This window comes from Rhizobium sp. TBD182, from assembly GCF_001950375.1.
Lineage (GTDB): Bacteria > Pseudomonadota > Alphaproteobacteria > Rhizobiales > Rhizobiaceae > Agrobacterium > Agrobacterium tumefaciens.
Genome location: NZ_BDLN01000004.1, coordinates 1 through 20,358 on the forward strand (window position 1 = coordinate 1; position 20,358 = coordinate 20,358).

General features: G+C 58.3%; 20 protein-coding genes. 12 read left to right on the forward strand and 8 right to left on the reverse strand.

Features of this window, described 5'->3' with window-relative positions:
• Positions 1–290: 290 nt before the first annotated feature.
• From hrpB to T18_RS14220, 3 genes are all read left to right on the forward strand, one after another.
• The gene (hrpB, locus tag T18_RS14210; protein WP_038489288.1) at positions 291–2,777 is read left to right on the forward strand and encodes an ATP-dependent helicase HrpB; all 2,487 of its coding nucleotides are present in this window, start codon (positions 291–293) and stop codon (positions 2,775–2,777) included.
• A gap of 29 nt (positions 2,778–2,806) precedes the next feature.
• Entirely contained in the window at positions 2,807–4,114 is a 1,308-nt protein-coding gene (locus T18_RS14215) for an ActS/PrrB/RegB family redox-sensitive histidine kinase (protein WP_075807707.1), read from the forward strand.
• Between the two features lie 67 nt (positions 4,115–4,181).
• Complete coding sequence (locus T18_RS14220; protein WP_003516258.1) at positions 4,182–4,766, forward strand: ActR/PrrA/RegA family redox response regulator transcription factor; 585 nt, start codon at positions 4,182–4,184, stop codon at positions 4,764–4,766.
• A 59-nt stretch (positions 4,767–4,825) separates the two neighbouring features.
• Here T18_RS14220 and T18_RS14225 read toward each other — a convergent pair whose 3' ends face one another.
• Positions 4,826–5,311 carry an MmcB family DNA repair protein gene (locus T18_RS14225; protein WP_013635204.1) on the reverse strand — a complete coding sequence of 162 codons (486 nt, stop codon included), beginning with the start codon at positions 5,309–5,311 and terminating at the stop codon, positions 4,826–4,828.
• 183 nt (positions 5,312–5,494) lie between these two features.
• Here T18_RS14225 and T18_RS14230 point away from each other — a divergent pair, with 183 nt between their 5' ends.
• Positions 5,495–6,196: a L,D-transpeptidase gene (locus T18_RS14230; protein ID WP_003516268.1), complete on the forward strand. Its 702-nt coding sequence runs from the start codon at positions 5,495–5,497 to the stop codon at positions 6,194–6,196.
• 152 nt (positions 6,197–6,348) lie between these two features.
• Here the strand turns inward: T18_RS14230 and T18_RS14235 are convergent, their stop codons facing one another.
• The 4 genes from T18_RS14235 to hslV all read right to left on the reverse strand — a co-directional run bounded on the left by T18_RS14235 (position 6,349) and on the right by hslV (position 11,712).
• A complete protein-coding gene (locus T18_RS14235) occupies positions 6,349–8,517 on the reverse strand; it encodes a malate synthase G (protein WP_038489284.1) in 2,169 nt (722 codons plus the stop codon).
• Between the two features lie 121 nt (positions 8,518–8,638).
• The gene (locus tag T18_RS14240; protein WP_003516272.1) at positions 8,639–9,604 is read right to left on the reverse strand and encodes a DUF1402 family protein; all 966 of its coding nucleotides are present in this window, start codon (positions 9,602–9,604) and stop codon (positions 8,639–8,641) included.
• A 188-nt stretch (positions 9,605–9,792) separates the two neighbouring features.
• Complete coding sequence (gene hslU / locus T18_RS14245) at positions 9,793–11,100, reverse strand: ATP-dependent protease ATPase subunit HslU (protein WP_003516274.1); 1,308 nt, start codon at positions 11,098–11,100, stop codon at positions 9,793–9,795.
• Positions 11,101–11,187: 87 nt separating this feature from the next.
• Positions 11,188–11,712: an ATP-dependent protease subunit HslV gene (gene hslV, locus T18_RS14250; protein WP_003516283.1), complete on the reverse strand. Its 525-nt coding sequence runs from the start codon at positions 11,710–11,712 to the stop codon at positions 11,188–11,190.
• Positions 11,713–11,915: 203 nt separating this feature from the next.
• On the opposite strand from hslV, the gene hisB reads away from it, so the two are divergent.
• From hisB to coaA, 7 genes are read left to right on the forward strand one after another with little or no spacing between them, the layout of a single operon-like run.
• Positions 11,916–12,512 carry an imidazoleglycerol-phosphate dehydratase HisB gene (hisB, locus tag T18_RS14255; protein WP_003516285.1) on the forward strand — a complete coding sequence of 199 codons (597 nt, stop codon included), beginning with the start codon at positions 11,916–11,918 and terminating at the stop codon, positions 12,510–12,512.
• Between the two features lie 23 nt (positions 12,513–12,535).
• A complete protein-coding gene (locus tag T18_RS14260) occupies positions 12,536–13,030 on the forward strand; it encodes a DUF2628 domain-containing protein (protein WP_025594749.1) in 495 nt (164 codons plus the stop codon).
• A 1-nt stretch (position 13,031) separates the two neighbouring features.
• A complete protein-coding gene (hisH, locus tag T18_RS14265; RefSeq protein ID WP_038489277.1) occupies positions 13,032–13,682 on the forward strand; it encodes an imidazole glycerol phosphate synthase subunit HisH in 651 nt (216 codons plus the stop codon).
• Between the two features lies 1 nt (position 13,683).
• Positions 13,684–14,427, forward strand: a complete 744-nt coding sequence (gene hisA, locus T18_RS14270) for a 1-(5-phosphoribosyl)-5-[(5-phosphoribosylamino)methylideneamino]imidazole-4-carboxamide isomerase (RefSeq protein ID WP_038489274.1) — start codon at positions 13,684–13,686, stop codon at positions 14,425–14,427.
• A complete protein-coding gene (hisF, locus tag T18_RS14275; RefSeq protein WP_003516294.1) occupies positions 14,424–15,200 on the forward strand; it encodes an imidazole glycerol phosphate synthase subunit HisF in 777 nt (258 codons plus the stop codon). Before hisA ends, hisF begins: the two co-directional genes overlap by 4 nt.
• Before the next feature lie 16 nt (positions 15,201–15,216).
• Positions 15,217–15,540 carry a phosphoribosyl-ATP diphosphatase gene (locus tag T18_RS14280; protein ID WP_003516295.1) on the forward strand — a complete coding sequence of 108 codons (324 nt, stop codon included), beginning with the start codon at positions 15,217–15,219 and terminating at the stop codon, positions 15,538–15,540.
• The gene (coaA, locus tag T18_RS14285) at positions 15,537–16,538 is read left to right on the forward strand and encodes a type I pantothenate kinase (protein WP_019565929.1); all 1,002 of its coding nucleotides are present in this window, start codon (positions 15,537–15,539) and stop codon (positions 16,536–16,538) included. The genes T18_RS14280 and coaA overlap by 4 nt, the downstream gene beginning before the upstream one ends.
• A gap of 48 nt (positions 16,539–16,586) precedes the next feature.
• On the opposite strand, the gene lysM is transcribed toward coaA, so the two are convergent.
• The 3 genes from lysM to T18_RS14300 all read right to left on the reverse strand — a co-directional run bounded on the left by lysM (position 16,587) and on the right by T18_RS14300 (position 19,280).
• Positions 16,587–17,036, reverse strand: a complete 450-nt coding sequence (lysM, locus tag T18_RS14290; protein ID WP_003516300.1) for a peptidoglycan-binding protein LysM — start codon at positions 17,034–17,036, stop codon at positions 16,587–16,589.
• A gap of 86 nt (positions 17,037–17,122) precedes the next feature.
• Complete coding sequence (arfB, locus tag T18_RS14295; protein ID WP_019565930.1) at positions 17,123–17,557, reverse strand: alternative ribosome rescue aminoacyl-tRNA hydrolase ArfB; 435 nt, start codon at positions 17,555–17,557, stop codon at positions 17,123–17,125.
• Positions 17,558–17,669: 112 nt separating this feature from the next.
• Positions 17,670–19,280 carry a phosphoenolpyruvate carboxykinase gene (locus T18_RS14300; RefSeq protein ID WP_038489263.1) on the reverse strand — a complete coding sequence of 537 codons (1,611 nt, stop codon included), beginning with the start codon at positions 19,278–19,280 and terminating at the stop codon, positions 17,670–17,672.
• Between the two features lie 339 nt (positions 19,281–19,619).
• On the opposite strand from T18_RS14300, the gene chvI reads away from it, so the two are divergent.
• A complete protein-coding gene (gene chvI, locus T18_RS14305; protein ID WP_003516307.1) occupies positions 19,620–20,348 on the forward strand; it encodes a two-component system response regulator ChvI in 729 nt (242 codons plus the stop codon).
• Positions 20,349–20,358 lie beyond the last annotated feature (10 nt).

Here is a 20,358-nt window from a genome sequence, read left to right on the forward strand (position 1 = left end):
ACACACCTATCGTCAAAAAACTGACATTTTTGCTAAACCTATGAAAATAAAAGATAGTTTCAAGGCGGACCGCCAGGGAGGCATAGAAAGGGCGGAATCCTCGTCTCTTTTGGCGGCGCATGCGGGAACCCCTTCCCACCCTTCACGACAGATAGCTTGCGAAGAACCGCAATTTTGCCGGAAGAGCTCTTGCGAAACCCTCTCCGCCGGCTGTCAAAGCACCGGGCCGTGCTTTAGAAACGGCAAAAGAGACGCTTAGACATCAACCCGATTGCCCCAGGCCTGTTTGCATGACCAGAACGCCAGCCCATATAAAGATCGATCTGCCCGTACTTCCCGTCAGCGACGTTCTGGCCGAGATTGCCCAAGCGTTGGACGGGTCAAAGCGTGCCGTTCTCTCGGCTCCGCCGGGTGCGGGCAAAACAACGCTGGTGCCGCTTCATCTCCTGCGTATGGAATGGCGGGGCGACGGCAAGATCATTCTTCTAGAACCACGCCGGCTTGCCGCCCGGGCCGCGGCTGGACGCATGGCTGATCTTCTTCAGGAGAATGTTGGAGAAACCGTCGGCTATCGTATGCGGCTCGACAATCGCATCTCCTCAAGAACCCGGATTGAAGTGGTGACTGAGGGTGTCTTTGCCCGGATGGTTCTGGACGACCCGGAACTTGCCGGCGTTTCGACGGTGATTTTCGACGAGTTTCACGAACGCTCACTCGATGGCGATTTCGGACTCGCACTTGCGCTCGACGTTCAGGAGGGACTGAGAGACGATCTGCGCATCCTCGTGATGTCCGCCACCCTTGATGTGGAACGCATCAGTGCGCTGATGGGCGATGCCCCTGTCATTCAGAGCCTCGGCCGCACATATCCAATCGACATACGCTACGAGGACCGCTGGCAGGGTGTGCCTGTCGAAGAGAAAGTCACAAAGGCGATTACCGAAGCTCATGCATCGGAAACAGGCTCCATTCTTGCCTTCCTTCCGGGGCAGGCAGAAATTACTCGCACGGCTAACCGGCTGGAGGGGCGTTTTTCCGACGATACAGATATCATCCCGCTTTACGGCAATCTTTCGCAAAAGGAGCAGGATGCGGCGATCAAGCCGGCACCGGCCGGACGGCGCAAGATCGTGCTTGCCACGTCGATCGCAGAAACATCGATCACCATAGACGGCGTGCGTGTGGTGATTGACAGCGGGTTGCAGCGACTACCGGTTTTCGAACCGGCAACGGGAATCACGAGACTGGAGACAGTGCGGGTTTCGCGCGCCTCCGCCGACCAGCGGGCGGGCCGAGCCGGACGAACGGAACCCGGCGTTGCGATCCGCCTGTGGCATTCGGGACAGACGGCAGCGCTCAACGCCTTCACGCCACCGCAAATTCTGGCGAGTGATCTTTCCGGCCTTGCACTCGACCTCGCCCATTGGGGCGTTCATGATCCTTCCGCGCTTTCATTTCTGGATGCCCCTCCCGAAGCGGCATTGAAGGAATCGATCGCGCTTCTCAAAAATCTGGGCGCACTCGATGAAAGCGGCGCGTTGACGCGACGCGGCCACCTGATGCGCAGCCTCTCACTACCGCCACGGCTTGCGGCAATGGTAATTGCAGCGGGGAGCGAAGGTGCGGGAAAAAAGGCGGCGATGCTCGCCGTCATGCTGACGGAACAGGGACTGGGCGGAACCGACATCGATCTCGATGAAAGATTGCGGCGCTTTCTTTCCGAGAGAAGCGAAAGGGCGCAAGCGGCACGCAAGCTGGCTTCGAGACTTCTAGATGCGATCGGCGATGCGCAGACTATGAACGAACAGCCAAGCGAGGCCGGCCCCTTGCTGCTCCACGCCTATCCGGACCGGATTGCGCTTCAGCGAGGAGCGCGCGGTCGTTATGTGATGGCGAACGGCCGGGGTGCAGAACTTGCCGAAACCGAACGGCTGGCGGCGAGCAGGATGCTGGTGGTTGCCGATATTACCGGGCGTGCGGCACAGCCGCGCATCCTTTCCGCAGCAAGCATCGAGCGCACCGATATAGAAGAGCGGATGCCGCATCTTATTGTGCAGCAGGACCAGCTGCTGTTTGACAAGGCAAGCGGTCAGGCGCGTGCACGCCGCGTCACGCGCCTAGGCGCCATCATCCTCGACGAAACGCCCCTGCCCCGCCCGGAGGGTGAACAGGCGGCGCAGGCACTTGCCAACGGCGTTCGGGAATTTGGTGTCGGAATTCTTCCGTTCACAAAAGAAACCCAGCAGTTGCGCGACAGGATAGGCTTTCTGAATGCCAGCATCGGCGACCCCTGGCCGGATGTCAGCGATGCTGCATTGCTTTTACGGCTGGATGAATGGTTCGTGCCCTTCCAGCACGGCGCCCGCAGCCTTCAGGATATCCGGCCCGGCAGCCTTTCCGAGGGACTTTTAGCCCTGGTGCCTTATGAGGTCGCACGCGATCTCGGCAGGCTTGCGCCGACGCATTTCGAAGCGCCGACGGGCCAGCGACATCCTATTCGTTACGATGCCAGCGAACCGACGCTTTCCATTCGTGTGCAGGAGCTTTTCGGGCTGACGGCTCATCCCGCCATCGCGCAGGGGCGGTTGCCGCTGCTGCTGGAATTGACCTCGCCGGCGCACAGGCCGATACAGACGACACGCGATCTTCCCGGTTTCTGGGCAGGATCGTGGAAAGATGTGCGGGCGGACATGCGCGGGAGGTATCCGCGCCATCCATGGCCTGAGGACCCGGCATCGGCATTGCCGACCAGCCGCGCAAAACCGCGCGGAACGTGATGACGATGAAAAGCACAAAGGAGATGAAGGTGGCTGGCCATCCGATCGAAACAACAAGGCTTGGCCGCGCCAGCCGCAGGATAAGGCTGCAAACCATCGTATGGTTGCGCTGGCTGGCGGTGGCCGGGCAAAGTGCGACGATCCTGCTTGTTGCTTTCGGCTTGAACTTCCCCCTGCCACTTCTGGCTTGCAGCCTTTTGATCGGTGCACTGGCGCTTGCCAACCTGTTTCTCACTGCGCGTTTTCCCTCCACCTATCGTCTGGAGCCCTGGGAAGCGACATTGCTGCTGGCATTCGACCTGCTGCAATTGACGGCGCTCATCTACATCACCGGTGGTCTTTCCAATCCTTTCGCACCGCTGATCTGCGTGCAGGTCATCATCGCCTTCGCGTCGCAGCCGCTTCGGCACTCGCTTATTCTGCTCGCCTTTGCCGTCATCTGCTCGACGGCAATCGCTTTTTCGCCGTTTCCGGTTCCGTGGTATCCCGGTGAGGTGCTGCCGATCCAGCTTCTGCTACATGTGGGCACCTGGGTCGCGATCATTGCCACGACCTCTTTCGCGGCCTTTTATGCCTATCGCGTTTCACACGAGGCCAATCAGCTGGCCGATGCGCTGGCTGCGACCGAACTGGTGCTGGAGCGGGAAAAACATCTCTCGCAGCTAGACGGTCTGGCCGCCGCTGCGGCACACGAGTTGGGCACGCCGCTGGCGACAATCAGCGTCGTCGCCAAGGAAATGGAACGGGAACTCGGAAATGATGAAAGGTTTGGCGAAGACATAGCGCTGCTGCGCAGCCAGAGCGAAAGATGCCGTGATATTCTGCGCCGCCTCACATCGCTTTCCACCGATGATGAGGAGCATATGCGCCGCCTGCCGCTCTCCTCGCTGATTGAGGAGGTGATGGCGCCGCACCGGGAATTCGGAATCCGTCTCGATCTCGTCGAAAAGAACAACCGGATCGACGAGCCGGTTGGCATCCGGAATGCCGGCGTTATTTACGGGCTGGGCAATCTCATCGAAAACGGCGTGGACTATGCGCGGGAAAAAGTGACCGTGACCGTGGACTACGATTCGCAGAATGTCGCCGTCACCATTGAGGATGATGGACCGGGTTATGCCCATGACGTGCTTGCCCGCATTGGTGAACCCTATGTGACCGAACGTCACAACGATACCCGGGCGGGAGGGCTGGGACTCGGGCTTTTCATTGCAAAGACATTGCTGGAACGCTCCGGCGCCACCGTTACCTTCGAAAATCGCGGTTTGAGCGGAACCGGAGCGCGGGTCACAATCGTCTGGCCTCGAGCGCTTATGGACGATAAAAGAGACCGTTGACTTTACCATCCACGTGGAAGCGGCGATAAGAAGAAAAAGCCGACTAAGTTGCCGAAAGGCCTGAGACATGACGACAGAAGACCAGACCCCCATCAGCGCGACAACGGATGACGACGACCCGATCGGAGCTGACAGATCGCTGCTGATCGTCGATGACGACGGTCCCTTCCTGCGCCGGCTTGCCCGGGCCATGGAAACACGCGGATTTATCGTCGATACCGCCGAGACGGTCAGCGAAGGCATTGCCCGTTCCAAGGCTGCGCCGCCCAAATATGCGGTCGTTGATTTGCGGCTTACGGATGGCAATGGTCTCGAGGTCATCGAAGCCATCCGGCAGTACCGGGACGATACGCAGATTGTCGTCCTGACGGGCTACGGCAATATCGCAACCGCCGTTACCGCCGTGAAGCTTGGGGCGCTGGATTATCTTGCCAAACCGGCCGATGCGGACGATGTCTTCAATGCGCTGACGCAGCGCAAGGGTGAAAAGACTGAAGTGCCCGAAAACCCGATGTCGGCCGACCGGGTTCGTTGGGAGCATATTCAGCGCGTTTATGAAATGTGCGAGCGCAACGTCTCGGAAACCGCCCGCCGGCTTAACATGCACCGGAGAACGCTGCAGCGCATTCTGGCGAAACGCGCGCCGAAGTAGAGCATTTACAGTACAAGTGAGAAGCGGTTTTACGTCTGGATATGGTCTGAAACCGGGTATCACTCTCCGAAGCTGCGCCCGGTCGTCCACTCCGCCAGCATCAGCCGGGTTGCAGCGGTTCTCGAGAAATCCAGCATCACCGATTTGCGGGTTGCGGGCGGTAATTTATGCTCCGGCGCATCGCGAAGCATATGGGCGCCGTAGCCATCCGACAGGATAAGCCCACATTCTTCCGGAAAGATTTCGACCGGCACTTCCGGATGGGTGGCGAAAAACAGCCGGTCGCAATGCAGGCGGTATTCCGGCCATTTGCGATCGACGCGGAAGTCCTCGATCGAGGATTTGATTTCGATAATCCAGATTTCACCCTTTGCCGAAAGGCTGATGAGATCGGCCCGTCGTCCGCTTGCAAGCGGCAGTTCCGGCAAAACCGAATGTCGCATCTCGTGCAAAAGCACCTGAACGCCGCGGCGCACCAGCATCGCCTTGTCCGACTGGCGACCGTCGATTAACGGATTATTGTTGGTAAGCGAAAGAATAGTCATGGATAAAGGCTACTGAGGCGTTTGGCCTATTGTTGCAAAAAGGCAATCAACCGGCAATTTTAAAGTCACATTCGTCCTGCAGCAGCGTATCGGCTTGCCAAGAACGGCTTAATGGAAAATAACCGATTTATCCAATTAAGCCTACTCCTTCGCACAATTTGGCGAATTTTCCGCGAGAACGATATGCGCATCCGTACCTCATTGACTGCACTCGGTCTGACGGCAGCACTGGCTCTGGCCGGCTGCGCCGAAACCACATCCCAATCATCCGGCCAGGTAGCGGCGTCAGTGCCGGTCGCTAACCCGGTTCCGGCAAAGGTCGAAACCGTCCAGATCTTCAACGATGTTTACGGCCCTGTGACCGACGCGGGCTATGCGCTGCCCGCCATCCCGATCAATCGTGTGAACGAGAAGTTCCGTCGTCAGATCGTCGAATTCCAGAATAACGAACGGCCGGGCACGATCATCGTCAATACGCGTGAGCGTTTCCTTTATTATATCCTGCCCGGCAACCGCGCAGTTCGTTACGGCATCGGCGTTGGCAAGGCTGGTTTTGCCTGGGCCGGCGAAGCCTATGTCGCCTGGAAGCAGGAATGGCCGATGTGGCATCCGCCGAAGGAAATGGCTGACCGCAAGCCGGAAGTCGCAAAGTATGTCGAGGCAGGCATGGGTCCGGGTCTTTCCAACCCGCTCGGCGCGCGCGCCATGTATCTCTTCAACGAAAAGGGACAGGACACGCTGTTCCGTATCCACGGTTCGCCTGAATGGGCATCGATCGGCACCGCCGCCTCTTCCGGCTGCATCCGCATGATCAACCAGGACGTCATCGACCTTTACAGCCGCGTCCGTCCCGGCCGCAGCACCAAGGTTGTCGTGATCCAGTAAGATCAGATACCAGACAAAGAAAAAGCCGCCGTGGAATTCCCGGCGGCTTTTTTGTTTCTGGAGCATTCCCAGTAAAAGTGCATAGCGGTTTTAAGGTAGAGCACGTCGAACATTCCGTTCAGACAAGACGTGCTCTGGAGTGCCTGTCGGCCTCAAGCCGCCTGCTTCGCCTTCAGTTCGAGGCGACGGCGGTGCAGAACCGGTTCCGTATAACCGTTAGGCTGCTCCCGGCCTTTCAGCACAAGTTCGACGGCGGCCTGAAAAGCGACCGATCCTTCAAAGTTGGACGCCATCGGCAGATAGGCCGGATCTCCGGCATTTTGGCTATCGACCACGGCGGCCATGCGTTTCATGGTCTCAACGATCTGCTCTTGCGTAACCACGCCATGGCGTAGCCAGTTTGCCATATGCTGCGCGGAGATGCGCAGCGTGGCGCGGTCCTCCATCAGTCCGACATTGTTGATATCAGGCACCTTGGAGCAGCCGACGCCCTGATCGACCCAGCGCACGACATATCCCAGAATACCCTGCGCGTTGTTGTCGAGTTCGCGCTGGATTTCCTCGGGCGTCCAATTGGGACGCGGCACGACCGGCACCGATAGAATATCGGAGAGTTTTGCCCGGCCCCGGCTTTTCAGGTCGTCCTGAACGGCTGCGACATCGACCTTGTGATAATGCGTTGCATGTAGCGTCGCAGCCGTGGGTGAAGGTACCCAGGCGGTGTTGGCGCCTGCCTTCGGATGCGCGATCTTCTGCTCCAGCATGGCGGCCATCAGGTCAGGCATGGCCCACATGCCCTTACCGATCTGCGCATGGCCGGAAAGGCCGCATTCCAGACCGATATCGACGTTCCAGTTCTCGTAAGCCGCAATCCAGGCCGCCTGTTTCATATCGCCTTTGCGGATCATCGGACCCGCTTCCATCGAGGTATGAATTTCGTCGCCCGTGCGGTCGAGGAAGCCGGTATTGATGAAGACGACCCGGTCTTTTGCCGCGCGAATGCTTTCCTTGAGGTTGACCGTGGTGCGGCGTTCCTCGTCCATGATGCCCATTTTCATGGTGTTCGGCGCCATGCCGACAAGCTTTTCGGCCCGCGTGAAAATCTCGTTGGCGAAGGCGACTTCCTCCGGCCCGTGCATCTTCGGCTTGACGACATACATGGAACCGGCACGGGAATTCTGGCGACGGCCGGAGGGGCCGACATCGTAAAGCGCAATCAGCGCTGTGACGACGGCGTCCATGATGCCTTCCGGCACCTCGCGGCCATCCTTGTCAATGATCGCCGGATTGGTCATGAGGTGACCGACATTACGCACCAGCATCAGGGAGCGCCCCGGCAGAGTAAGTGCTCCACCATCGGGGGCGGTGTAATAACGATCCGGGTTGAGACTACGGGTGAAGGTGTTACCACCCTTGGACACCTTCTCCGTCAGGTCGCCGCGCATCAGGCCAAGCCAGTTGCCATAAACCAGCACCTTGTCCTCGGCATCAACAGCGGCAACGGAATCCTCGCAGTCCATGATGGTTGTCAGCGCCGATTCGAGAATGACATCCGAGATGCCCGCCTTGTCACCCTTGCCGATTTCCGTCGAGGGATCGATGACGATCTCGGTGTGCAGACCATTCTTGCCAAGCAGGATCGTTGCCGGCTTTTCCGCATCGCCGGTAAAGCCCTTGAATTGCTCGGCATCTTTCAGGCCCGTTTTGCTGTCACCGATTGCAAGCTGCAAGAGGCCGTCAACGATCTTGAATCCGGTCACATCCGACCAGCCTGCCGTTTCGAGCGGAGCTGATTCGTTGAGGAAGTTCCGCGCCCAGGCAATGACCTTTTCGCCGCGTTTCGGATTATAGCCCCTGCCCTTTTCCGCACCATCGGCGTCAGAAATGGCATCCGTGCCGTAAAGCGCATCGTAAAGCGAACCCCAGCGGGCATTGGCGGCGTTCAGCGCATAACGGGCATTCATGACCGGCACGACAAGCTGCGGGCCTGCGACAGCGGCAATTTCCGAATCGACGTTGCTGGTTTCGACCTTGAAGCCGGGTCCTTCCGGCAGCAGATAGCCGATTTCCTCCAGGAAGCCCTCATAGACATCAAAATCCGTCGGGGCGCCATTCTGCCGGTACCAGCCATCCAGTTTTTCCTGCAAGGCGTCGCGCTTTGCGAGCAATTCACGATTCTTGGGGGAAAGCTCGTGGACGATGGCGGAAAAGCCTTCGAAGAAAGTTTCTGCATCAAGACCCGTGCCCGGCAGAACGTCATCCGTCAAAAAAGCATAAAGCCTGTCATCAATGGAAAGACCGAATTTATTGGTGCGGCTCACATGCGCCTCCTCTTCATCTTAAGGGCGCAGATTGGACGCTGAGGCAGGCGCTCGTCAATTGCGAGAGGCAACCAAATATTATTTCCGTTTTGGAAAGAATACCGACGATAATCGTCTTTTTCTACAAAAGCGCCTGCAAATCCTTGATGCGATCGTTCACCAGCCAGCCGTAATAGTTTTCTTCCGGCAAAAGCGGCTGTTCCCCACCTGCGGCGCGCTGACGATTTTTCTGGGCGAGAGCGGCAGCGCGCTGCGCGGATCCGCCGACATTATAAAGCGTGGACGTTACACCAGGATTTTTGGAAACATCCATGTCGGCAATCGACCTGTAGTCGTCGATCGATTTGCGGATGGAGGCTGCCATGAAGGCGAGCGAGCGATCCGGGTCCATGATGGCGGTATAAACGGCGGTCGCATCGTTTTCGTCGAGCTTCTCATAACCTGAGGTTTTCGACACCATGTCGGACAACATCAATGCCGTGAGCGGATTGATCTGGCCGAGACCGAAGGTCTGTCCGGCATAAAAGGGCTGGAAAAATACAGCGCTGAAACGATTGTTCGGATAGGCAACGCCATCTACCGTCTTGCCGCGGAAGCTGTCGTCCCAGACGTCTTCCCGACAGTTCCAAAGGCTATAGGAATCCTTTTTCGACTGGCACCTGGCGAATTGCGAATGCGTCAGAAACTGCGCGATGGTTTCGTCCTTGTAGCCGAAACGGAAGCTGCTGCCGGCATAGGAGGCGGCCTTGACGTAGTAGGATTGCAGGCGGTCATAGGCGTCGACGTTATAGGTATGCTCGCCGACAATCGCCCCGATCATGTGGATCGGATCGATACCGTAGCGCCCGGCGGTAGACTTGATCTTGCCGATCAGTGCCTTGTCGGAAGACAGGAGGTCGATCACCTTCTGGTATTTACGCTCGAAAGACGTATTGGAACCCTTGGTTCGACGTGCGGAAGCCCCCGGAATGCCCGGCTGTTCGGCATTGCGATTGCCAGGCGGGACGACCGTCGCGGCCTCGGCATAAGAAGACGAGACGACGGTGAACGTCAAAGCGGCGGCAAATGCCAGAAGAGTTTTGCGCACGAGCGAATGCCTTTTCTCAAGCCGACCTCTCCCGAACCAAGAGAAAACCGGACCATTCCATAAAGCGGTTCCAACCGGAATGCAGCCTTTCCCATAAACAAAAAGGGGGCTGAATGCGAGACAAGGCCGTAAAATAAAAGAGTGCGGCAAATGTGGCCGCACTCTCGTGTCTTTGCTCTCCAAGATATTCAGAGAATATAGCGGGACAAATCCGTATCGGCGGCAAGATCGCCGACGTGCTTTTTGACATATTCCTGATCGATCTTGACGGCAGAGCCACCACGATCGGGTGCGTTGAAGGAAATCTCGTCGAGAACACGCTCCATCACTGTCTGAAGGCGGCGCGCACCGATATTCTCGACCGACGAGTTGAGATGAACAGCCACGTCGGCCAGAGCGTCGATCGCATCGTCCGTGAAGTCGAGATCGAGTTCTTCCGTCGCCATCAGCGCCTTGTACTGGCGGATGAGGCTTGCTTCCGTCTCGGTCAGGATACGGCGGAAATCCTCCTTCGTCAGCGGCTTAAGCTCGACACGGATCGGCAGGCGGCCCTGAAGCTCCGGCAGAAGGTCGGACGGCTTTGCCACATGGAACGCGCCGGAAGCGATGAACAGAACGTGGTCGGTTTTAACCGGCCCGTATTTGGTCGAGACAGTCGTGCCTTCAACGAGCGGCAGAAGATCGCGCTGCACGCCTTCACGCGAGACGCCGGCACCCATGCCGCCGTCGCGGGCGGCAATCTTGTCGATCTCATCGAGGAAGACGATGCCGTCATTTTCCACCGACTTCACCGCTTCACGCTGGATCATGTCATTGTCGAGCAGCTTGTCGGATTCGTCGCGAACGAGATCAGTATAGGATTTCGAGACGGTGGTGCGCACCTTCTTGGTACGTCCGCCCATCGCCTTGCCAAACATTTCCGACAGGTTGAGAACGCCGATATTGGCGCCCGGCATGCCGGGTATTTCAAAGCCGGGCATGCCCGAACCGCTGTCGGCCACTTCGATGTCGATTTCCTTGTCGTCCAGCTCGCCATCGCGCAGCTTCTTGCGGAAGCTCTCACGTGTCGCGGGTGACGCGGTCGATCCGACCAGTGCGTCGAGCACCCGCTCTTCGGCGCTCTGATGCGCCTTGGCCTGTACTTCCGCGCGCTTCTTTTCACGCACGAGGCCAATGCCGATCTCGACCAGATCGCGGATGATCTGCTCGACATCGCGACCGACATAACCGACTTCGGTAAATTTGGTCGCTTCGACCTTGATGAAGGGCGCGCCGGCAAGCTTGGCGAGACGGCGGGAAATCTCCGTCTTGCCGACACCGGTCGGTCCGATCATCAGGATGTTTTTCGGCATCACCTCGTCGCGCAGGCTCTCATCGAGCTGCTGGCGACGCCAACGGTTGCGCAGCGCAATCGCGACCGCACGTTTCGCATCATGCTGGCCGATGATGTGGCGATCCAGTTCCGAGACAATTTCCCGGGGAGAAAAAGTGGTCATTCTGTCCTCTCGGCTTTCCTGTTCCGGCCGGCCATTCTGGCCCGGCCCACAGGACCCTTGGGTGAGAAATGGGGGTGAGAAATATGCTTACTCGGCGTCGAGAGTTTCGATGACGAGGTTATGGTTGGTGTAAACACAGATATCGGCGGCGATATCGAGCGACTTGCGCGCTACCTCCTCTGCCGACTTGTCCGTATCCATCATGGCGCGGGCAGCCGCAAAGGCGTAGTTGCCGCCGGAGCCGATGGCGATCGCGCCATGTTCGGGTTCCAGCACGTCACCATTACCGGTGATGGCGAGTGTCGTGGATTTGTCGGCCACCAGCATCATGGCTTCGAGGTTGCGCAGATATTTATCCGTGCGCCAGTCCTTTGCAAGCTCTACGGCCGCGCGCATTAGCTGACCGGGATATTGCTCGAGTTTCTTTTCGAGACGGTCGAGCAGCGTGAAGGCATCCGCCGTTGCGCCGGCAAAACCGGCAATCACTTCACCCTTGCCAATGCGTCGAACCTTGCGGGCATTGCCCTTCATGACGGTCTGGCCAAGACTTACCTGACCATCGCCAGCCATGACGACCTTGCCGCCCTTCCTGACTGTAATAATCGTTGTCATCAAACACCTGTCTGCCCTACCGGGCCTGCGGTTAACGGACCGGCATCCGGCCCTTCTCGGCATCTATGTAAGTTTGCTTTTCACGATTGCAAATCCTGCCCGCACTGCACTGTTTTGCGCAGATCATGCAAGACGATGGAACAACTGGATATTTGTGTCTCGTGCTGATAAGGAACGGCGACATTTTCACGGAGCGGCCACAGATGGCAGAACGTAAAGGCGAGATTATCCGCAAGACCAACGAAACCTCGGTTTCGGTGCGCGTGGATATCGACGGCACCGGCAAGTCGACAATTTCCACCGGGGTGGGATTTTTCGATCATATGCTGGACCAGCTGAGCCGCCATTCGCTGATCGACATGGATATCGAGGTTCAAGGTGACCTGCATATCGATGATCATCATACGGTGGAAGATACCGGCATCGCCATCGGCCAGGCCATCGCGAAGGCGTTGGGTGACAGGCGCGGCATTACCCGCTACGCCTCGCTCGATCTTGCCATGGATGAGACGATGACCAAGGCTGCCGTGGATATTTCCGGCCGTCCCTTCCTCGTGTGGAATGTCAACTTCTCCGCGCCGAAGATCGGCACATTCGACACCGAGCTTGTGCGCGAATTCTTTCAGGCGCTGGCCCAGAATGCCGGCATCACGCTGCATATCCTGAACCATTACGGCGCCAACAACCATCATATCGCCGAAACATGCTTCAAGGCCGTTGCCCGCGTTCTTCGCGCGGCAACCGAGATCGACCCCCGGCAGGCAGGCCGCGTTCCCTCGACAAAGGGCATGCTGGCCTGACCGCCAAAGCTGTCAGGAAGCCCATGACAAGCTATCTCGTTCTGGAAGCCCCCAACGGGCCGGACAGGGACCACAAGACGACCCGCTTCATAGCAGACCGTTTCGTCTGGCTGGCACTTATTGCGCCCTGGCTGTGGCTGGCCGTAAACCGGCTGTGGCTGGCCGCGATCGTCGTATTTGCAGTTCTTGTTCTGGCCGGTTGGGCATCAATGTTACCCGGATTCGAACCGGTGGGCATTTTGTGCAGCGTCGCCATTGCCCTCATCACTGCACTGGAGGGGCGCGATTTTCTCGTCCGGCACCTGATAGGCAAGGGCTGGAAGATGACTTCGGTCATTTCCGCCCCTGATCTTTCGAGTGCCGAAGAGATATATTTCTCCGATCTTTCCGAAAATACCGAGCCGTCGGGACAGCTGTCGCAGCCGGTATGGACCCCCTCGCCGCAGAAGAGCGGTGACAAAAACTTCGTCAACGATCCCTCCGGATCGTTTCTTTTCGACTTGAATGGAAGGCGCTGACATGCGCGTCGCGATTATCGACTACGGTTCTGGCAACCTGCGTTCGGCCACCAAGGCTTTCGAGCGCGCCGCCCGCGAAGCCGGCATCAATGCAACCATTGACCTGACCGATAAGCCGGATCACGTCGCATCTGCGGACCGCATCGTCCTGCCAGGCGTCGGCGCCTATGCCGATTGCCGCGCCGGTCTCGAAGCTGTGCCCGGCATGCATGAGGCGCTTATCGAAGCCGTCGAGAAAAAAGCTCATCCCTTCCTCGGCATCTGCGTCGGAATGCAGCTGATGTCTTCGCGCGGTCTCGAAAAGACTGTCAGCACGGGGCTTGGCTGGATCGAAGGCGATGTCATTGAAATGACGCCCTCCGATCCGACGCTTAAAATCCCGCAGATTGGCTGGAATACGCTGGAAATCCGGCATCAGCATCCCCTGTTCAACGGTATCAGAACCGGCGCTGACGGCTTGCATGCCTATTTCGTGCATTCATATCATCTGGCGGCGAAACATCCGGCGGATGTCATCGCCACCACCAATTACGGTGGCGCGATGACGGCTTTCGTTGGTCGCGACAATATGGCTGGCGCGCAGTTCCACCCGGAAAAAAGCCAGACGCTCGGCCTCGCCCTGATTTCCAATTTCCTGCGCTGGAAGCCCTGACATGATTCTTTTTCCCGCAATCGATCTTAAAGACGGCCAGTGCGTTCGCCTGAAACTCGGCGATATGGAGCAGGCAACCGTTTACAATACGGACCCCGGCGCGCAGGCGAAATCCTTCGAGGACCAAGGCTTCGAGTGGCTGCATGTCGTCGATCTCAACGGCGCCTTCGCTGGCCAGACGGTGAATGGCGAAGCGGTAGATGCCATTCTCAAGGCCACGACAAACCCGGTGCAGCTTGGCGGCGGCATCCGCACTCTCGATCATATTGAGGCGTGGCTCAGCCGTGGGCTTGCCCGCGTCATTCTCGGCACCGTGGCGGTGCGCGATCCCGTTCTGGTTATCGAAGCCTGCAAGCGTTTCCCCGGTCAGGTCGCCGTCGGCATCGACGCCAAAGGCGGCAAGGTTGCTGTTGAGGGCTGGGCGGAAGCCTCAGAACTCGGCGTCATCGAACTTGCCAAACGTTTCGAAGGTGCCGGCGTTGCCGCCATCATCTACACCGATATCGATCGCGACGGCATTCTGGCTGGCATCAACTGGGCCTCTACACTCGAACTGGCAGATGCCGTGTCGATCCCGGTCATCGCCTCCGGCGGCCTTGCTTCCATCGAAGACATCAAGCGCATGTTGCAGCCGGATGCCGCAAAGATAGAGGGCGCAATTTCGGGCCGCGCGCTTTATGACGGGCGCATCGATCCTGCCGAGGCGCTCGCCCTCATCAAGGCTGCCAAGGAGATAAGCGCATGACCCTCAAAGCCCGCGTTATTCCCTGCCTCGATGTAAAAGACGGCCGAGTCGTCAAGGGTGTGAACTTCGTCGATCTTATCGACGCCGGCGACCCAGTCGAGGCGGCGAAGGCCTATGATGCGGCGGGAGCGGACGAACTCTGCTTTCTCGACATCACCGCCTCGTCCGACAATCGCGACACGATTTTCGACGTGGTATCGCGCACGGCCGACCATTGCTTCATGCCGCTGACCGTCGGCGGCGGCGTACGCGCCGTGGCTGACATCCGCAAGCTGCTTCTCTGCGGTGCAGACAAGGTCTCCATCAATTCCGCAGCGGTGAAAGATCCTGATTTCGTCGCGCAGGCTGCCGACAAATTCGGCAACCAGTGTATCGTCGTCTCCATCGACGCCAAGCGGGTTTCGAAGGACGGGGAAGACGGCCGCTGGGAAATCTTCACCCATGGCGGACGTCAGCCAACCGGAATCGACGCCGTGGAATTTGCCATCAAGATGGTCGAACGCGGTGCCGGCGAATTGCTCGTCACCTCGATGGACCGCGATGGCACCAAAAGCGGATACGATATCGGCCTGACACGCAGCATTGCCGATCAGGTTCGCGTGCCCGTCATCGCCTCGGGTGGCGTCGGAACGCTGGATGATCTGGTAGCCGGCGTTCGCGATGGCCATGCGACCGCAGTGCTTGCCGCTTCCATCTTCCACTTCGGCACCTATTCGATCGGGCAAGCCAAGAGCTACATGGCCGAGCATGGCATCGCCATGCGTCTCGACTGATTGCAGGAACCTTTCCATGAGCGCATTTTCCCTTTCCGATCTGGAACGCATCGTCGCGACACGCGCCGCCGCCTCTCCCGATGAATCCTGGACGGCCAAACTTGTTGCGGCGGGCCAGGAACGTGCGGCAAAAAAACTGGGCGAAGAGGCTGTTGAGGCCGTGATCGCCGCCATCGCGAAAGACCGCGACGGGCTGAAAAACGAGGCCGCCGATCTGCTTTATCACCTGCTGGTGGTGTTGAAGATCGCCGACATTCCCCTTGCCGACGTGTTTGCGGAGCTGGAGCGCCGGACCGGACAGACCGGACTTGCGGAAAAGGCAGCGAGGCCGACATCATGAATGTCAAGGCAGGCAGCGGGGAGAGAGGCATGCCGAGCACACTCGATCATTTCCGCCCGGATGAATATTCGCCCTATCACTTCTTCAGCTCGGAAGAATGGGCAAAGTTTCGCGCCGACACACCACTCACCCTTTCCGCCGACGAGGTCAAAAGACTGCGTTCGCTGGACGACCCGATCGATCTGGACGAAGTGCGGCGTATCTACCTGTCGCTGTCGCGCCTCCTGTCATCGCATGTGGAAGCATCGCAGCTGCTGTTCGAACAGCGCAACCGCTTCCTGAACATGGCGGATGTCAACAAAACGCCCTTCGTCATCGGCATTGCCGGGTCGGTGGCGGTTGGAAAATCGACAACGGCGCGTATTTTGAAGGAGCTTCTGGCCCGCTGGCCTTCCAGCCCGAAGGTCGATCTCATCACCACCGACGGGTTTCTTTACCCGAACGAGGTGCTGCGGCGCGAAAACCTGATGGAGCGCAAGGGCTTTCCGGAAAGCTACGACATCGGTGCGCTGCTGCGTTTCCTCTCGGCGATCAAGGCGGGCCAGCCGAATGTGAAGGCGCCACGCTACTCGCATCTGACCTATGACGTGCTGCCGAACGAATTCACTGTCATCGACCAGCCGGATATCCTCATCTTCGAAGGCATCAACGTGCTGCAATCACGCGACCTGCCGGCGGGCGGGCGGATCGTGCCGATCGTTTCCGACTTCTTCGATTTCTCGATCTACATCGATGCGGATGAGGACTTCATTCACAACTGGTATGTGAACCGGTTCATGAATCTGCGACAAACCGCCTTCCGGGACCCGAATTCATTCTTCAATCGCTATGCGTCGATCAGCGAAGAGGCGGCGCTCAGCATTGCCGAGGGCCTCTGGCAGAACATCAACCTGAAGAACCTGCGCCAGAACATCGTGCCCACGCGTCCACGCGCCGATCTTATCCTGCGCAAGGGCAAAAACCACCTGATCGACACGGTTGCGCTTCGCAAGTTGTGAAAGATGCCGCAAAAGCGGCATCTCCATCGCAGCGGTTAAAATCCGTTATTAGGCAAGGTCAGGAATGCGCAGAACCTGACCGGGGTAGATTTTATCGGGATGGGTCAGCATCGGCTTGTTGGCTTCGAAGATGATGTTGTTCTTGCCGCCATTTGCCTTGCCGTACTGGGCTTCAGCGATCTTCCAGAGATTATCGCCTTTCTTGACCGTGTAGAAAACGGGTTCCTTCGCCGGCGCTTCTGCCACCGTCAGTTCGCCGGCCTCGACCTTGGAAATGCCGAGCGTATTGCCAACGGCGATGACCGCCTTTTCGAAAATCGACTGGTCGGCCACTTCGCCCTTCAGAACGACCTTATCGTTCACCACCTCGACCTGAACCTTGTCGGTGCCGAGATCGTGGGAAGCGAGTTCTTTTTTGACGGCTTCGACATCGGGGGCATCATCTCCACCGATACCAAGCTTCTTTCCCGCTTCCTTGATGAAATTGAACAGACCCATAGCACCCTCCTTGGTTGTAGGAGGTCTACCAGACGATATCTGAAGGTCTATGACAAGTGCGAAACATTTTGCCATCCAGCTGCGACCTAGTCGCCTGATGGCTTGCCACGCATTTTCTTGACATCCGACCGGCCGGATTTTGCCTTGAGGCGGCGCTCGACGGAACCCTTGGTCGGCTTGGTGGCCTTGCGCACCGGCGGCGGCGGCGCTGCCGCTTCAAGAATCAGTTCCTTCAGCCGTTCACGCGCGTCTTCGCGATTGCGCTCCTGGCTTCGAAACCGGCTCGCCTCGATCATGAGCACGCCTTCTTTCGAAACACGCCGCCCGCCCAGACGCAGGGCATTCGCCTTCACCCGTTCCGGCAGTGAGGGAGAATTGGCGATGTCGAAAAACAGCTGAACCGCCGTCGAGACCTTGTTGACATTCTGGCCACCAGGCCCGCCGGCAAGCACGAATTGCTCCGTCAGCTCCCAGCCGGCGATGGTAATTCGGTTGCTGATGTAAAGCGGGGCGCTGGCCATGTTTTTTCTCCGCGCCGGTGATGCCACAGATCGGGAAAAATGAAAACAAGGCACGAAACGAAAGAACCCGGCACAAGGCCGGGTTCCCCTCCTCCTCATAAACGAGGCTTATTCATTCTGCAGCAAGCAGCAGACCCGGTGCTGCATCGCGCACCTTGCTGTCGACGTGATCTTCGAACTTGGTGAAGTTCGTAACGAACATCGACACAAGCTTCTTCGCCTGCGCGTCATAAGCTGCGCCGTCGGCCCAGGTCGAACGCGGATCGAGGATCGCGGCATCGACGCCTTCCAGCGACAGGGGCACGGCGAAACCGAAATTCGCATCGGTGCGGAATTCGGCACCCTTCAGCTCGCCGGTGAGGGCTGCCGTCAGAAGCGCGCGGGTCGCCTTGATGGGCATACGCTTGCCGATGCCGTAAGCACCGCCGGTCCAGCCGGTGTTGACCAGCCAGCAGTCCACGCCATGCTTGCCGATCAGCTCACGCAGCAGGTTGCCGTATTCCGCCGGGTGGCGCGGCATGAAGGGTGCGCCGAAGCAGGTGGAGAATGTCGCTTCCGGCTCAGTCACGCCTTTTTCCGTGCCGGCGACCTTTGCCGTGTAGCCGGAAAGGAAGTGGTACATGGCCTGTTCCGGCGTCAGCCGGGCAATGGGCGGCAGCACGCCGAAGGCATCCGCAGTCAGCATGATGATGGTCTTCGGATGACCGGCAATGCCCGTTTCCGATGCATTCGGAATGAAGTGCAGCGGATAGGCACTGCGGGTGTTTTCCGTCAGCGAGTTGTCGTTGAAATCCGGAACACGGTTTTCGTCCAGCACGACGTTTTCGAGAACGGTGCCGAAACGGCGGGTCGCGGCATAGATTTCCGGCTCAGCTTCGGCCGACAGCTTGATCGCCTTGGCGTAGCAGCCGCCTTCGAAATTGAAGATGCCGTGTTCGCCCCAGCCGTGCTCATCGTCGCCGATCAGCGTACGCGACGGATCAGCCGACAGCGTGGTCTTGCCGGTGCCGGACAGGCCGAAGAACACGGCGGAATCACCCTCGGGACCGACATTGGCCGAGCAATGCATCGGCATGACGCCCTTGGCCGGCAGCAGGTAGTTCAGCACAGTGAAGACCGACTTCTTGTTCTCGCCGGCATAGGAGGTACCGCCGATGAGGACGAGACCATTGGTGAGATCGCACGCGATGACGGTTTCCGAACGGACGCCGTGACGCGCCGGATCAGCCTTGAAGCTCGGCAGATTGATAATGGTCAGCCTCTGTTTGAAGCCTGCCAGTTTCTCCCGCTTCGGGCGGATGAGCAGGTTGCGGATGAACAGCGAATGCCAGGCAAGCTCAGTGACGACACGGGTCGACAGGGCGTTTTCCTCATCGGCACCGCCGATCAGATCCTGAACATAGAGCGTCTTGCCGGCGGCGTGCGCAAGCATGTCCTGACGCAGCAACTCGAAGTTTTCCGGCGACAGCGGCTTGTTGTTGTCCCACCAGATAGTGTCTTCGGTGGAAGCGTCGCGGACGACGAATTTGTCCTTCGGAGAACGGCCCGTATGCTGACCGGTAACGGCACGAAGTGCGCCATCCGCCGTCAGCTCGGCTTCGCCGTTGCGGATCGCCTCTTCGTACAATTCGCTTTCGTTGAGGTTATAAAAGACGCGGGAGGCCTCGCCCAGTCCGAGTTCCGCAACTCCATTGGCAGGATTATGAACCCCAAGCTCGTTCATGACGCGTTCCTTGTAAATGACGATAAGGCCGTTGAAATTTTCACGGAAAATACGTGGCGGCTTTTAGAAACGCAAGAGTGAAACTTTAAATAACTTAGTGATTTCAATATATTAATCGATTTAAAAGATTTTATTTCTTTTTAAATCGGTTGAAGACGCATTAGAATCCAGCTGCGGCGTTTTCCCGGAATTGCCCTAGTCATACTAGGCGATTTGGTTGTGAGTTTTCCTTTGCCACAATTTGTTCCACCTTTATACTCATGAGAGTGGCTCGCGGCGCGCAACCTTGGCTGGGTGGATGTCGGGAGTTACGAGAAAATGACGATGGAGACCAACTACATGCAGACGATCGCGCTTGTCGACGACGACCGGAATATTCTCACTTCGGTATCGATCGCGCTCGAAGCCGAAGGCTACCGGGTCGAAACGTATACGGACGGCGCCTCCGCGCTTGACGGACTGATTGCCCGTCCGCCGCAGCTCGCCATTTTCGACATCAAAATGCCGCGCATGGACGGCATGGAGCTTTTGCGGCGTCTTCGCCAGAAATCGGATATTCCGGTTATCTTCCTGACCTCCAAGGATGAAGAGATCGACGAATTGTTCGGCCTGAAGATGGGTGCTGACGATTTCATCACAAAACCCTTCTCGCAGCGCCTTCTGGTGGAACGCGTCAAGGCCATCCTGCGCCGCGCCAGCAGCCGCGAGGCTTCCGCTGCGACCGGCGGCAGCACGCTGAAGCCGACGGCTGATCAACAGGCGCGCACGCTCGAACGCGGCCAGCTGGCCATGGATCAGGAACGCCACACCTGCACCTGGAAGGGCGAGCCGGTGACGCTGACCGTTACCGAATTCCTTATCCTGCATTCGCTTGCACAGCGGCCAGGCGTGGTGAAAAGCCGCGACGCGCTGATGGATGCAGCCTACGACGAACAGGTCTATGTTGACGACCGCACGATCGACAGCCACATCAAGCGCCTTCGCAAGAAGTTCAAACTGGTCGATGGTGACTTCGATATGATTGAAACGCTTTATGGCGTAGGATATCGCTTCCGCGAAGCGGCTTGAACGAGCCGCA